At 53.3% G+C, this 13,450-nt stretch carries 15 protein-coding genes and 2 pseudogenes; 9 read left to right on the top strand and 8 right to left on the bottom strand.

The window, feature by feature from the left end; all coding sequences use genetic code 11:
* Positions 1–32: 32 nt before the first annotated feature.
* Positions 33–338 carry a monooxygenase gene (locus E0765_RS01535; protein ID WP_132811455.1) on the top strand — a complete coding sequence of 102 codons (306 nt, stop codon included), beginning with the start codon at positions 33–35 and terminating at the stop codon, positions 336–338.
* On the opposite strand, the gene E0765_RS01530 is transcribed toward E0765_RS01535, so the two are convergent.
* Positions 335–2,038, bottom strand: coding sequence for an EAL domain-containing protein (locus E0765_RS01530; RefSeq protein ID WP_132811454.1), 1,704 nt, complete (start codon positions 2,036–2,038; stop codon positions 335–337). The two genes, E0765_RS01535 and E0765_RS01530, sit on opposite strands and share 4 nt — an antisense overlap.
* Positions 2,039–2,213: 175 nt before the next feature.
* Between E0765_RS01530 and E0765_RS01525 the strand changes: the two genes are divergently transcribed.
* The 6 genes and pseudogenes from E0765_RS01525 (at position 2,214) to mscL (ending at position 5,968) form a co-directional block, all read left to right on the top strand.
* On the top strand, positions 2,214–2,558 hold the full coding sequence (locus E0765_RS01525) for a glycine zipper domain-containing protein (protein ID WP_255417810.1): 345 nt from the start codon (positions 2,214–2,216) through the stop codon (positions 2,556–2,558).
* Between the two features lie 48 nt (positions 2,559–2,606).
* Positions 2,607–3,602, top strand: a complete 996-nt coding sequence (locus tag E0765_RS01520; protein ID WP_132811453.1) for a hypothetical protein — start codon at positions 2,607–2,609, stop codon at positions 3,600–3,602.
* On the top strand, positions 3,602–4,003 hold the full coding sequence (locus E0765_RS01515) for a hypothetical protein (protein ID WP_132811452.1): 402 nt from the start codon (positions 3,602–3,604) through the stop codon (positions 4,001–4,003). The genes E0765_RS01520 and E0765_RS01515 overlap by 1 nt, the downstream gene beginning before the upstream one ends.
* Positions 3,993–4,838: pseudogene (locus tag E0765_RS12835) on the top strand (HAMP domain-containing protein); the annotation flags it as partial. The gene E0765_RS01515 and the pseudogene E0765_RS12835, both read left to right, overlap by 11 nt.
* Positions 4,839–4,868: 30 nt before the next feature.
* Positions 4,869–5,507, top strand: a pseudogene (locus E0765_RS12625) (HD-GYP domain-containing protein); the annotation flags it as partial.
* Between the two features lie 23 nt (positions 5,508–5,530).
* Positions 5,531–5,968: a large conductance mechanosensitive channel protein MscL gene (gene mscL / locus E0765_RS01505; protein ID WP_132811451.1), complete on the top strand. Its 438-nt coding sequence runs from the start codon at positions 5,531–5,533 to the stop codon at positions 5,966–5,968.
* Between the two features lie 6 nt (positions 5,969–5,974).
* On the opposite strand, the gene E0765_RS01500 is transcribed toward mscL, so the two are convergent.
* From E0765_RS01500 to E0765_RS01480, 5 genes are read right to left on the bottom strand one after another with little or no spacing between them, the layout of a single operon-like run.
* Positions 5,975–6,541 carry a hydrogenase-4 component G gene (locus tag E0765_RS01500; protein ID WP_132811450.1) on the bottom strand — a complete coding sequence of 189 codons (567 nt, stop codon included), beginning with the start codon at positions 6,539–6,541 and terminating at the stop codon, positions 5,975–5,977.
* A 39-nt stretch (positions 6,542–6,580) separates the two neighbouring features.
* The gene (locus E0765_RS01495) at positions 6,581–7,792 is read right to left on the bottom strand and encodes an ABC transporter permease (RefSeq protein WP_132811449.1); all 1,212 of its coding nucleotides are present in this window, start codon (positions 7,790–7,792) and stop codon (positions 6,581–6,583) included.
* Positions 7,789–8,484, bottom strand: coding sequence for an ABC transporter ATP-binding protein (locus E0765_RS01490; protein ID WP_132811448.1), 696 nt, complete (start codon positions 8,482–8,484; stop codon positions 7,789–7,791). The genes E0765_RS01495 and E0765_RS01490 overlap by 4 nt, the downstream gene beginning before the upstream one ends.
* Positions 8,484–9,695, bottom strand: a complete 1,212-nt coding sequence (locus E0765_RS01485; protein ID WP_132811447.1) for an efflux RND transporter periplasmic adaptor subunit — start codon at positions 9,693–9,695, stop codon at positions 8,484–8,486. The genes E0765_RS01490 and E0765_RS01485 overlap by 1 nt, the downstream gene beginning before the upstream one ends.
* Positions 9,692–10,900: a TolC family protein gene (locus E0765_RS01480; protein WP_132811446.1), complete on the bottom strand. Its 1,209-nt coding sequence runs from the start codon at positions 10,898–10,900 to the stop codon at positions 9,692–9,694. The genes E0765_RS01485 and E0765_RS01480 overlap by 4 nt, the downstream gene beginning before the upstream one ends.
* Before the next feature lie 129 nt (positions 10,901–11,029).
* On the opposite strand from E0765_RS01480, the gene E0765_RS01475 reads away from it, so the two are divergent.
* Entirely contained in the window at positions 11,030–11,914 is an 885-nt protein-coding gene (locus E0765_RS01475; RefSeq protein ID WP_132811445.1) for a sulfurtransferase, read from the top strand.
* Between the two features lie 116 nt (positions 11,915–12,030).
* On the opposite strand, the gene E0765_RS12400 is transcribed toward E0765_RS01475, so the two are convergent.
* Both E0765_RS12400 and E0765_RS01470 read right to left on the bottom strand, forming a co-directional pair.
* Positions 12,031–12,183, bottom strand: a complete 153-nt coding sequence (locus E0765_RS12400) for a hypothetical protein (protein ID WP_165921619.1) — start codon at positions 12,181–12,183, stop codon at positions 12,031–12,033.
* Positions 12,184–12,215: 32 nt separating this feature from the next.
* On the bottom strand, positions 12,216–12,863 hold the full coding sequence (locus E0765_RS01470; protein WP_132811444.1) for a ferritin family protein: 648 nt from the start codon (positions 12,861–12,863) through the stop codon (positions 12,216–12,218).
* A gap of 144 nt (positions 12,864–13,007) precedes the next feature.
* Here E0765_RS01470 and E0765_RS01465 point away from each other — a divergent pair, with 144 nt between their 5' ends.
* On the top strand, positions 13,008–13,343 hold the full coding sequence (locus E0765_RS01465) for a DUF2325 domain-containing protein (protein WP_132811443.1): 336 nt from the start codon (positions 13,008–13,010) through the stop codon (positions 13,341–13,343).
* Positions 13,344–13,450 lie beyond the last annotated feature (107 nt).

The following is a 13,450-nucleotide window of genomic DNA, read 5'->3' as shown; positions in this document are numbered from 1 at the left end:
CTATACTGTTCGAAAAATCACAAGGATGACGAATGAACGTATTATTGCAGATCGATTTTCCCTATTCGGGACCCTACGGCGAAGAGATGGCACAGGCGTTTGCGGGGCTGGCCGAGTCGATTGCGCAAGAAAAGGGGCTGATCTGGAAAATGTGGACCGAAAACCGCGAGACCGGCCAAGCGGGGGGGATTTACCTGTTTGAAGACACCGCATCGGCCCAAGCGTATCTGGCGATGCACACTGCGCGTCTTGAGAGCTTCGGGGTTCAGGGGATCCGCTCCAGGGTGTTCGCCGTAAACGAACCGCTTTCGCGGATCACCAAGGCTCCTTTGAACTAACCTTCCATAGAGGGGGCGGGTTTTGCGAAATAATACCCCTGCATCGCATTGATCGGCAGCGTCTGAAGGTAGTGGCAGATTGCTTCTGAACTGACGAATTCAGCCACGGTTTCGACGCCGAGTTTGGAGGCGAAATCGAGGATCGTATCGAGGATTATCTGCGAGGTTCGGTTCGTATCGACGTCACGGATGATGGAACCGTCGATTTTGACGTAGTCGATGTCGAGCCGGCTGATGTAGGCGAAATTCGAATATCCCGCCCCGAAATCGTCCAGGGCGATTTTAACCCCGTATTTTTTGACTTCCGTAATGAAAGCATTGACGACGTCGTAGTTCTCGATCCCCTCGGATTCGAGAATCTCGAAGATGAGCTGCGGGGAATAGGCGCAGTTGCGGACTTTATCGATGATGTAGGCGTACATCGACTGGTTGTGGATGTCTTCGATCGAGAGGTTGATCGAACAGATTTTTCCCGGATTCTGCCGAAGCGCTTCGAACACCTTGTCGATCATGATCCGTGTGACATGATAATAGAGTTTCACTTTTTTCGAAATTTCGAGAAAATGAAACGGCGTGACGACCGAACCGTCATCTTCGATGATCCGCACCAGCGCTTCGTATTTTTCGATTTCGAGCGTTCGGGCGTTTACGATGGGGTGATAGTAGGGGACGATGCGGTCTTCTTCGATCGCTTCGCGCAGCCGTTTGATCCAGCGTATATTTTTTTCGTAGTCTTTTTTGATGTGCAGGGACGGGTCGTAGACGATGTAGTTGCGCCGTCTTTTTTTGGCCAGTTTGAGGGCCATTCCGGCACGCAAAAGTACGCTTTGGCGCGTGTCGGTCAGATCGTTCGAACACGCGATCCCTGCCGTTGCGTTGAGGTTCATGTCGTGATCTTGGATGCGGAAGTTGCTTTGGGCGATCTGTTCGACCACATAAGCGGTGAACGCTTCGAGCTCTTCGCGCGAGGGGGGCGCGGTGATCAGCAGCGCGTATTCGTCCACCGGGAGTTTATAGAGGGTGCTGCCGCTCATCTGCTTGGAAAGCTCGTCCAGCAGTTCGGCAACGCTTTCGAGAAGCTCGTCACCGATCTCATGGCCGTAAAAGCTGTTGATTTCCCCGAAACGGTCAATGTTTAAAACGACGATCGCATAAGGCTGTTCAAGATTCTCGGTGTCGTGGATGAGTTTGGTGCGGTTGGGAAGACGGGTGAGGGAATCGTAAAAAAGGCGGTAGGTGAGTTCGCGGGTCCGGTTGTCCACGATCCCTTTCAGATCATCAGTGTAGCGCTGTAATTCTGCTTTTGAAAGGGAGAGCTCTTTGTTGAGTTCATGCAGGTGCGTCAGATCCCGTATGCTGACGACGATGGTACGGATGGTCCCCTGATCATCATACAACGCCTGGACGTTTTTGGAAATATGGACGTTTGTTCCGTCTTTGCGTTTAAAGACCGTTTCCTGGTCGTTGCAATGACCGTGAGCATTGATACTGTCGATACAGCTGCTGAGAATGTCGAGATTTTCCAGATGTTCGGTTACGGATGAACCGATTAGTTCCCCTGCCTCAAATCCGAGCAGTTTGCAAAATGCGGGATTGGCATACCGGATGATGAGGTTCGTATCGAGGGTAAACATCCCATCGGGCATATGCTTGAGTATGTCGTGAACATGAACCCGATCGGCAGGAAAAGGGTTTTGCATTAATTATCCTTATGGATTGCTAAGCGGTCATTATAATTCAGAATAGCTTGAAAGTTTTATTAACCAAATGGCATGAGTGTTATTTTAATAATAAAAAATAACTTTTGCATCGTGGGGATATTGTCTCTTTTTAGTGTAAAATTTTTGTAAAATTATGGAATACAAGGATTACAGAATGAAAAAAAGCCGTACAAAAGCCATTCTCGGAGTATCGGCTCTGCTGCTGAGCATGCAGGCTCATGCCGCTCAGATTGACGGTTCGGCCGTGTTGGGCAGCGCGATCGGAGCAGCGGCGGGATCGGCTGTGGGATCGGCGGTCGGAGGCAAAGAGGGTGCGGTGATCGGCGGAGGGCTCGGCGGTGCCGTCGGCGCTGCGGCCGGAAGCAGCAAATCCTCAGTTCAGCCTTCTGCCCAGGTGCGGGTAGGAACATCGGCCGTTGCGGTGGATGATGATCGGGGACATCGCGATAACGGCCTGCATAAGGGACACCACAAACACAAGCATAAACACAAACATTGATCCCTAGGGCGTGTAAGCAGGAAAAAAACGGTGAAAGCAGGTAGGAAAGTGCGTAGATATCCCCGCTGGTTATGGTGTATCCCGATGGTGGCAGCCTCGCTGTATGGGGAGTCTTACGAACTCGGACGCGGATTTAGCCTTGGCGATTCGCTCAATGTGGGCGGTTATTTTTCGACCGAATTCGAATCGAGCCGGACGCGCGACCGGTTTACCGCGGACGATGTCGCGGTGATGGCGTACGGGGATCTTACTCCGGCGCTGTCGTATCTTGCCGAACTCGAAGCCGTTGGGTTTTATCAAAAAGATTTCACCGACGGCAATGAGAACAGCGATCGTAAGTTCCATATCGAACGCCTTTACGGCGATTTGTGGGTTAACGATGCTTTTAACGTCCGATTCGGGAAACAGATCACTCCCATCGGATACTGGAACCGTGAACCGATCAATGTGTTGCGCGACACGACTTCAAACCCTCTCTACAGCAAACTGTTGTTTCCGAAGTTTTTGACCGGGATCGACGTCAACGGATACGTTCCGGGTGCAGACAACCTCAATTACCATTTTTTCGCTCAAAGCACCCATGACATGGACGAAGAGTACATCAATATCCCCAATACCCATTTTTACGGCTTGGCTCTGGAGAAAGAGTTTTCCTGGGAATGGAACGGAGGGGGAAGCGTCGGGGAATATATCGCGTCGGCCGGCGGCGAACGTACGCGGTTCGTTCAGGCGAATCTGAAATACGAAAATGAAGCGTGCGTCGTTACGGCCGAAGCGATTGCCGCGCGAACAGCGTATCGCGTAGGCGGAGACGACGACACCTATGCGGGCTATCTACAGGGGCTTTATCGGTTTACGCCGCAACACGCCGCAGTTGCCCGATACGAGTATTATGACCGTCGTCACGACGATTATCGTGATCATATCGGGATCATCGGGTACAGTTACCGTCCGATCTATCCGGTTTCGCTCAAGGGGGAGTACCAGTGGCACTCCCAAAACGACGAAAACCGGTTTTTATTTTCGTTTGCGGTGTTGTTCTGATGAAAGCGATCGTGCTGGCGGCTTGTCTGGTCTGTATGTCGAACGGGGCGGAATACGTGGTGGTCGTTTCAAAAAAATCATCCTTCGGCGCGTTGAGCGTTTCACAGATCCGCGATGTTTTTTTGCAGAAACGTCGAAGCCTCGGCGAACAAAAAACGATCCCCGTCAACGTACTGGGGCACGATGAGGTGCGCGCCGCTTTCGAATCCAGAGTGCTCGGGATGGATCGTAACCGCTTGAACGCTTACTGGGTCAAGCAGCATTTCCAGGGGGTTACTCCTCCCCTGACACAGCCGTCTTTCGAATCGGTGAAAGCGTTTGTCGAAAATGTGGAGGGGGCGATCGGCTATCTGCCCGGATCGATGGTGGACGCCAAAGTAAAGGCCGTGTATGAGTTTTAAAATCAAAACGATCCTCTTTTTTCTCGGCGTCAGCCTTGTCCCCTACATCGCTACGATGTTTTTGCTGGGGAATTCTTTTCGTGAGGAGCAGTACAACGCGGTAACGGAAGAGATGAACACCCAGCTGCGTCTGACGGTCGAGCGGATCGACCAGCATCTGGCAACCATGCAAAAAGATATGGCGTTCATCGCCAAATCCGATTTGATGAACGACATGTATACGCTGGATCTCGACCGCCGGATCGGGAATACTCTTTTAGCGAAGAAGAACGACATCAAGCTAAAGGGAGATTTTTACGCGGTCGATCTGAACAACCGCGTGATCGCTTCGAGCGATTTTGGGATGATCGGGAAAAGCATTGAATCATCCCCGTTTTATTCCGTACCCATCACGTCGGCGTTTACGGGAGAACGAATCGGGTGGCTGAAGGTGGATTACCGGATGGAAAATTTCAGCCGCTTTTTTTCGAATACGCCGCAGCGCCATTATTATCTCCGCCATCAAGACGGCACAATCGATCTGCGTCCCTCCGAATTCGGCGAGTCGCTGCAGGTGGCCCGAAAGCTGAGCGGAAAACCTGAACTTACGGTAGTTCTCGAAGAGGAAAAAGCGTTTGCCTATCGTCTGTTGTACAAGTACGAACGGTGGTTCCTTGTACTGTTGGTTCTTGGAGCCCTTTTTATCGCGACTGCGGCGTATTTTATCGCCAAGGGGCTTATCCGCCCCGTTATCGCCCTCTCCGCAACCGCAAAGCAGATCACCCGTACCCGTGATTATACGCAGCAGGTCAGGGTTGATCGCGAAGATGAGATCGGACAGCTCTCCGATGCCTTCAATACGATGATCCGGGGGATGGACAGCGCACTGGGCGAGATTACCGCGCTGAACAAAGAGATCGAAGATACCCAGCGCGAAGTCGTTTTTACAATGGGATCGATCGGGGAAAGCCGCTCCAAGGAGACGGGAAACCACGTCCGGCGTGTCGCGGAGTACTCCAAACTGCTGGCCCTATATTACGGACTGGCGGAAGAGGAAGCCGAGATGCTCAAGCAGGCGTCGCCGATGCACGATATCGGAAAAGTGGCGATCCCCGACGCGATCTTGAACAAGCCGGGGCGTTTCGACGACGAAGAGCGGCGTATTATGGATACGCATGCGGAATTGGGGTACGATATGCTCAAGCACTCGCAGCGTCCTCTTTTGCAGACTGCCGCGATCGTCGCTTATGAACATCACGAAAAATGGGACGGCAGCGGCTATCCCAGAGGTTTGAAAGAAGAACAGATCCATATCTACGGTCGTATCACCGCACTGGCGGATGTGTTTGATGCCCTTGGAAGCGACCGGGTATACAAAAAAGCGTGGACGGACGAAAAGATTTTCGCCCTGTTCAAAGAAGAGAGGGGTAAACATTTCGACCCCGGACTGATCGATATCTTTTTCGCCCATCTGGATGAATTTCTGGCGATCCGCGAACGCCTCAGGGACGTTAGCGCGGATTGATCCCATATTTCAAGGAGTTGCCGATGCTTCAGGAGTTCAAAAAGTTTCTCATTACGGGGAATGTCGTCGACATGGCGGTCGGATTTATCTTCGGTGCGGCGTTTGGGACGGTGGTCAAATCGCTGGTTGCCAACGTGATTATGCCGCCGATCGGGCTGCTGATGGGCGGGGTCGATTTTTCGTCCCTTTTTATCGCGCTTGACGGGAAGGAATATACTTCCCTCACAGCGCTGGATGCGGCAGGGGCACCCGCCATCAAAGTGGGGGTGTTTCTCAACGACGTGATTTCGTTTACGATTCTGGGGTTTGTGATGTTTATGATGGTCAAAGCATACAACCGGCTCAAAGCGGCCGAACCAGCCCCTGAACCGGCTGCACCGACGGGCAAAACGTGCGGGGAGTGCGGGATGGAAATTCCTGTCGCCGCGAAAAGCTGTCCGTATTGCCGGACTCCGCAGTAAGGGGGGTCAGATGCTCGTATCGAGGAGGTTGCCGCCGAGTGCGGCGATCCTTTCGTCGATAAGGGCAAGGGTCCGCTCCTGCGTTTGATAGGAGATGTCGGGCAGTTTTCCTCCCCACATCGCCTCGGCTTCCTCGAAGCCGCGGACAACGCCTTCTCGTCCGGCTTTGAGGCGCTCCAGATCTTCTCCCGCTCCCGAAATGACGAAACCGGCTACCCGCTCGGAAGTCTGCTTGATCCCGAAAAACCCGTCTTCGGAAACCAGTGCGGCCGCTTCTTCGGGGGTCATGTCGGCAATCGGCTTGCCATCGTATCCGATCGCTTCGAAATCGATCGTCTCGAGCAGATCACGCACTTTTTTCAAATCGAACACGCCGCCTTGCGCGGCAAAATTGTCCGCACTGTTTTGTTGCGCTTTTTGGGTGTATTCGACAAGATACGCTTCGGTCAGTTTTTTACCGCTGATCTCACCGCTTTTGACCTTTTCTTTGAACTCTTCGCGTTTGGTTTCATCCGCTGAAATCCCTTTTTGGACGTAGGGATTCGCCGAGGGGTGTTCGGAACCGATTTTCATGATGCGCTCCTTTGTCTGAATATTATAATATCGTCCGATTTATTCGTGACGTAAAGCGTCGATCGGATTGAGCCGTGCCGCTTTGCGCGCGGGGAAATATCCGAACACGATCCCCACGAGGGCCGAAAACAAAAAAGCGACGAGGATGATGAAAGTGTTGAAAATGAGCGGCAGGTCGAAAAACAGGCTGATCGCGATCCCCGCCCCGACGCCCAGCACGACCCCGATGATACCGCCCAGCGATGAGAGGACGATCGCTTCGACGAGAAACTGAAGCAGCACTTCGCGCTCCAATGCCCCGATCGCGAGGCGTATGCCGATTTCGCGGGTCCGCTCGGTGACGGAGACGAGCATGATGTTCATGATCCCGATCCCCCCCACAAGGAGGCTGATGGCCGCTACGGCTCCCAACAAGATGGTGAGCATCTGCGTCGTCGAGGAGAGGGTCTGAACCATTTCACGCATGTCGCGTACGTTGAAGTCGTCTTCTTCCCCCTGCTGGATGCGGCGTCGCTCCTGCATTAAAAGGGTAACGGAACTTTTGACCGCTTCGATCGCCGATGCCGATTCGGCGGAGATCATGATGCGGGAAATATCCTGGTTCCCGCTGATACGGCGCTGAAACATACGGATCGGCACCACGACGATATCGTCTTGGTCCATCCCGAACATCGCTGCCCCTTTAGGTTCGAGGACGCCGATCACCTCGCAGGAAAAATTCTCCAGCCGGATCGATTCACCCAGGGGAGGCTGGTTGCCGAAGAGTTCGCGCCGAACCGTTTCGCCGATGACGCAGACCGCTTTTCCCCCCTGAAGCTCCGCGTCCGAAAAGGGCCGTCCGGAAGCAAACACCCAGTCTTTGATCGTAAAGTAGTCGTTGTCGCTCCCCTCGACGGTCGTGGAATAATTCTGGTTGCCGTACACCGCATGCATCGAAATCGACCCCACCGGGGCGGCGCCGCGGATGCGGTCGATTTCGTGCTTGAGGGCTTCGACGTCGTTGTGGGTGAAACGTTTGGCGGTCAGGTCGCTGCTGGGGGGGCCGCGACGTTCCTGCCCCGGGATGACGACGAGCATGTTCGTCCCCAGTTTGGAAATACTGTTCGTGACGTAGGCGGTCGTGGCGTCGCCGAGCATTACCATCGCGATGACGGACGCAACCCCGATCACGATCCCAAGGGTGGTGAGGATCGAGCGCATGGCGCTGCGGCGTATTTCACGCAAAGCCAGCAAAAAAGCGTTCCAGATCATGCGCCGGCTCCGTCGATCAACCCGTCGCGGAAGCGGACGGTGCGCGAGGCGTATGCGGCCATATCGCTTTCGTGGGTTACCATGATGATCGTGATCCCCCGCTCACGGTTAAAAGAGGCCAGAAGCTCCATAACCTCGATGCTTTTGGCCGAGTCGAGGTTCCCGGTGGGTTCGTCGGCCAGCAGGATGAGCGGGTCGGTGACGATGGCCCGGGCTATGGCGACCCGTTGCTGTTGGCCTCCGGAGAGTTCGGCAGGGGTATGGTGGGCAACGTGTTCAAGCCCGACGCTGCGGAGTGCTTCGAGCGCTTTTTCCCGCCGCGCTTCCGCCGCGAATCCGCGGTAGAGGAGGGGAAGCTCGACGTTTTCGACCGCAGAAGTTTTTCCCAGCAGGTTGAACCCCTGAAAAATGAACCCGATGTAGTTGCGCCGCAGCAGAGCCCTCTGATCGCGTGTCAGTGCCCCGACGTCGACCCCTTCGAAGAGGTAGTGTCCGTCGCTAGGTGTGTCGAGGCATCCGATGATGTTCATGGCGGTCGATTTTCCCGAACCGCTGGGCCCCATGATGGCGACGAATTCTCCCGCCCCGATCCGGAGGTCGACCCCGCGCAGGGCATAGGCCGCGGCCTCCCCCTCGCCGTAGGACTTGACCGCGCTTCGCAGTTCGATGAGCGTTTGGGAGGAGGGTGCCATCAGTGTTTTTCCCGGGTGCCGACGATAACGGCGTCCCCTTTTTTGAGTGACGTCGAGGTGACCGCAGTCGACGAACCGTCGGTACGGATAATCTTTACGGCTGTTTTGAGCGGATTCCCATCGCGCAGCGTCCAGACGTATCGGAGATTCCCCGAGGAGAGGGGTTTTGCTTTTTTGACCCCGTCCCCTTTTTCCGAATCGGGGGTAAACCGCAGCGCCGCGTTGGGGATGGTAAGCTGAGCGGGATAGGTTCCGGTGACGATGCGGGCCGAAACGGTCATTCCCGGCCGCAAAAGCAGTTTTTTGTTATCGATTTTTACCACGGCGTCGTAGGTAACGACGCCGTTGACGATCTGGGAGTTCAGGCGTAGCTGCGTGATGATCCCTTCAAAGATCCGGTTGGGATACGCATCGACGGTGAATTCTACTTTTTGATTCTCTTTGACCTCCCCGATATCGGCTTCGTCGACGCTGACGATCGCTTTCATGACGCTGAGGTCTTCGGCCATCGTAAAGAGGACCGGGGTCTGCATTGATGCGACGACCGTTTGCCCCGGCTCGACTTTGCGTTCGAGGACGATCCCTTCTACGGGAGAGACGACGGTCGCTTTGCGGATGTTCTCTTCATCGGTCTGGAGCTGGGCGCGGGCCTGCTCCGCCTGCGCTTTTGCGGCTGCGACCTGGGCATGGGCTTTTTCGACGGCAGTGCGGGCATCATCGATTTCCTGCGCAGAGGGGTAGTTCCCGCGGGTTGCCGCCGCCATCTTCATCACCCTATCCAATTCGGTGCGGGCATTTCGGTACGCGGCTTCGGCTTCGGCGATGTTGGCCCGGAAACGTTCGAGGGAGGCTTTGGAACCGACGGCCTGGGCGAGGAGTTTCGTCGTATCCAGCCGTGCCATCACTTCCCCTTTTTTGACGCGGTCGTTATAGTCGACGTTCACCGCTTCGATCGTCCCGGAAACTTCGATGCCCACTTCGACGGTGTTGGTGGGTTCGAGGTTCCCCGTTGCCGAGACGCTGGTGGTGAGGGTCTTGATGGTAACCGGTTCGGTCATATATTCTAGGGGTGTCACTTTGGTATTTTGATACCATATGCCCGATCCGACGGTCAATACGGCCGCCGCGGCAATCCAGGCAATCCGTTTTTTACGTGTGCGCTCCGGGGGGGTGTCAAGTCCCAAAGTTTGTCGGATCGGATCGGAATTCATGGCAGTTCCTTGGAGGGATTGAGTGCAAAATGGAGTTTGGCCAATTCGATTTGGATATCGATTTCGTAGATACGAATATCAAATTCCTCGATTGAGCGGGAATTTTGAAGCGTCTGAAGATCGTAGCCGGTTTTCGTTCCGGCCTCTACCCCAGAGCGTATCGCGCCGATCAGGTCATCGTAAAGGGATAGATTGCGCCGGATGAGGGCGATCGTCTCCTCGAAACTTTTGATTTTTTCGACCGCCTGTGCGTATGATCCCTCCAGAGACCGCCGTTTGTCGGCGACAGAGGCCGCTTCCTTGAGATAGAGGGCTCTGGCTTCCTGCACCGTCGACGAAGCGTTATAGCTCAACGGCAGCGTGAGCGAGATGCCGGTATTGTAATAGTGTCCGTCGTAGTCGCCCGTACGCTCTTTGGGATCGTAACGGCGGTATCCCAGCGCGGCGTTGAGGGCAATTGAGGGAAGGTAGTCGGATGCGGTCACTTCATAAGCGTAACGTTGCGTCTGGGTGTTGGCGCGGGTGTAGCGGAGGTCGAGTTCCTCGTCGAGGTAGGCTTTGCGATCGATGAGCTCGAACCGCGGAAGCTCAAAGGAATCGGCGGCTACATCGCTGATTTTGGCAATTTCGTAGCGCTGTTCGGCGATCGAATACTCTATAGCGGCGAGCGATTTGAGTTCGGCACTTTTTTCCATCAAAGCGTTGTTGAGCTCGGTGATGTCGGCTTTGCCAGCGTCGAAAAGATGGCGTTTGATCGCAACTTCGATCTCTTTATTTTTGAGTTTGAGAGCGGTTTGCTCTTTTTCGAAGAGGGCTTTGCGGTATTCGAGGATCGAAATAAAGAGCTGTCGGTTGAGTAGCGCAATCTCTTTCTGTCGCGAAAGGGATTCACGCTCTTTTTTTGCGTCGGCATAGGCGATCTGATAGGTAATTCCCCCGGAGCGGAAAACATCCTGTGCGATCGATCCCGAAACGGTTTCGGTCGTGCTGAAAAACTCTCCTTGTGCGCTACGGTCGTAATCGTACGTGCCGCTCAGGTTGAGCGGGGCGATCCAGTTGGTTCGCAGCTTTTCATGTTCGGCTTCGTACGCTTCGCGTTCCAGGCGCAGCATTTCCTGTTTCTCGGGGGAAAGGAGTGTGTAGGGCTCGTCGGCACGGCAAACGTCCGACAACAAAAAAAGGATTAACAATACCGGGTATTTCATACCGCCATCATACACCGTTTTTTGCTAACAAAGAAGCAAAACGTATAAACGGAAAGTTAATAAAGGAAAAAAAATTATCCTTTAAGTGAAAACCCTCTACCATAGGCGAAATTGTTTTAAAGGAAACGCATGAAAATTGTAACGGCTTTAGCGGCAGCGGTTGTCTCGTTGATGGCAATCGAGCCCGTCGTCACCCCGCAATGGCTCAATGAACACAAAAACGATGCCCATCTCCGGATCGTCGAAGTTTCCGAAGGGGATTCGTACGCGCTCGGGCACATACCCGGTGCGGCCCATACATCAATCGCCAAATGGCGTTTTGATAACGGTACGTTCCTCTCGGTACGTCCGGTTGCCCAGATCGAAGCGGAAATCTCCCGGCTGGGGATCGACGCTAAAAGCGATGTCGTACTCTATGCCCCCATCAACGATCCGAAAGACCTGCTTAAAACGAGCTATATTTACTGGGCTCTCAACTACCACGGGATCAAAAACGTAGCACTGCTCGACGGCGGGATGAAAGGGTGGACGAACGCCTCTTTGCCTCTCACCCAGGAGGAACCGGTCCTTAAACCGACTGCCTATAAGGCCAAAATCGATCCGGCCAAAATCGCCGATATCGGCTATGTCAAAAACCATCTCGGAAAATTGCCGATGATCGATGCCAGACCCGGGGACATGTATCTGGGGGTAACCCCCACCCCGACAGTGAAGCGTAACGGTCATATCCGGGGAGCCATGAGCTATTCGTGGAATTATTCGGTAGATAAAGATTATATCCTCAAGCCCAAAGCGATGCTTGAAAACGTATTCAAAGAGGGGTACAAACTTGACAAGAACAAAGAAGTCCTGGTGTATTGTACGGGAGGGCTTGAAACGTCATTCAACTATTTTATCCTCAGCGGCGTATTGGGATACAAGAACGTCCGTCTGTACGATGCCTCGATGAAAGAGTGGGGGAACCGTGAGGATACTCCGATAGCGCAATACCGCTACGAAACGTTTTCCGAGTAACCGTTATGATTAGCGATAAAACTTATCCGCAAGATAAGTTTTATCCTGTATAATTCCGCTTGTGTCCACTCCTTCTTTTTTTTCACACCTAAAAGTTCGTGTGGGCGCATCTTTCCCTACTGCATTTTCTCCGGTTCACACAGGTATTTTTTCTCTATTGCAACGCGCGCGCATTTGATACAGATATATTTCGGATTTTTGACGATTTTAACGATTTTTTTGAAATCCGATTTCAGATCGGATTTTCCCAGTTTGCAGAGTTCTTTCACGGGGTACTCCTTGTCCCCCCGGAGGAGGGGGTTTAGTGCAGGTGCTCACGTTTGAAATATTCACGCCCTACTTTGCACAGCGGACAGGCGACAGGAGGCTTTTTCCCTCTGTGAACGTGTCCGCACACTTCACAAACCCAGATTTCTTCATCAGGGCTTGAGAAAAAGCCGTCAGCGATCAGGGCTTCTTTGAGAGCCGCGTATTCACGTTCGTGTTCCACTTCGACCTTTCCGATCGCCGTGAAAAGACGCGCAAGTTCTTTGTGGCCTTCTGCCGTCGCGATTTCGGCGAAGGAAGGATACATCACCGTGTGCTCGTAATTTTCCCCCTGCATCGCCGTATCGAGATTTTCTGGTGTTGCATCGATCTCGTGGCCGTAAATCAGTTTGTGGTACGCTTTATATTGTGCGCGAGCGTGATACATTTCGTTGAACGCCGCTTCGCGGAAATGGCGTTCGACCGCATGCCACCCTTCATCGCGTGCGATGTCGGCGAACAGCTCATATTTGTTCCGGGCCATGCTCTCGCCCCCGAACGCTTTCATCAGGTTCACCGCCGTGAGGTTTTCGGTGGTCATTTCCATCTCTTCACCGCAGCACACCAACGTTCCCCCGCCTACTTTCTGGATTTCGACTTCGTTGCCGCAGACATTACACCGATAGGTTTCGTATTGACGCATCATAACTCCTATTACGAAGGCTATGTCTGTATCATAACGCAAATAGCCGAAAAAGAATAATATGATATCTATTATCAATATTATTTTATTTTAAGGGATAAACCCGTATTATTTGATATCTATTATCAAATAAAGGAGTGCAACATGTCCGTTCTCATCATCGGCGGAGATAAAGTCACGCGCCTTCAGTCGCTGTTGCAATCGCTGGGTGCGACCGAAACGCGTCACTGGGACAGCCGCCGGAATTCGACGTCCCATAAAACCATTCCGCATAATACCGACATGATCATCATGCTGACCGATTTTTTAAAACACAACTCGATGAACCATTTCAAGCGGGAAGCGAAAAAAAGCGATATCCCTTTTTTGTGCGTCAAGGGACTGAGCGGATGCAGCGAATGCCAAATCCGCCAAATGGTCGACGGGATCCGTTATGCGGATCAAACCGACCGTTTTTGCCGCGGCACCTGCAGCCGTTAATGCGATGAAAGGAATTACACATTATGAACCTTCCGTGTGAACCCAAACCCGATACCACGCTCCCTCCGTTACACCGACTGCTGCGGCGCGGATGCGCTTGCTAGGAG

This window comes from Sulfuricurvum sp. IAE1 (assembly GCF_004347735.1).
In the GTDB taxonomy this organism is placed as follows: Bacteria; Campylobacterota; Campylobacteria; order Campylobacterales; family Sulfurimonadaceae; genus Sulfuricurvum.
Note: the sequence above shows the minus strand (reverse complement) of the source record. Positions and strands in the feature narration are given on the sequence as shown.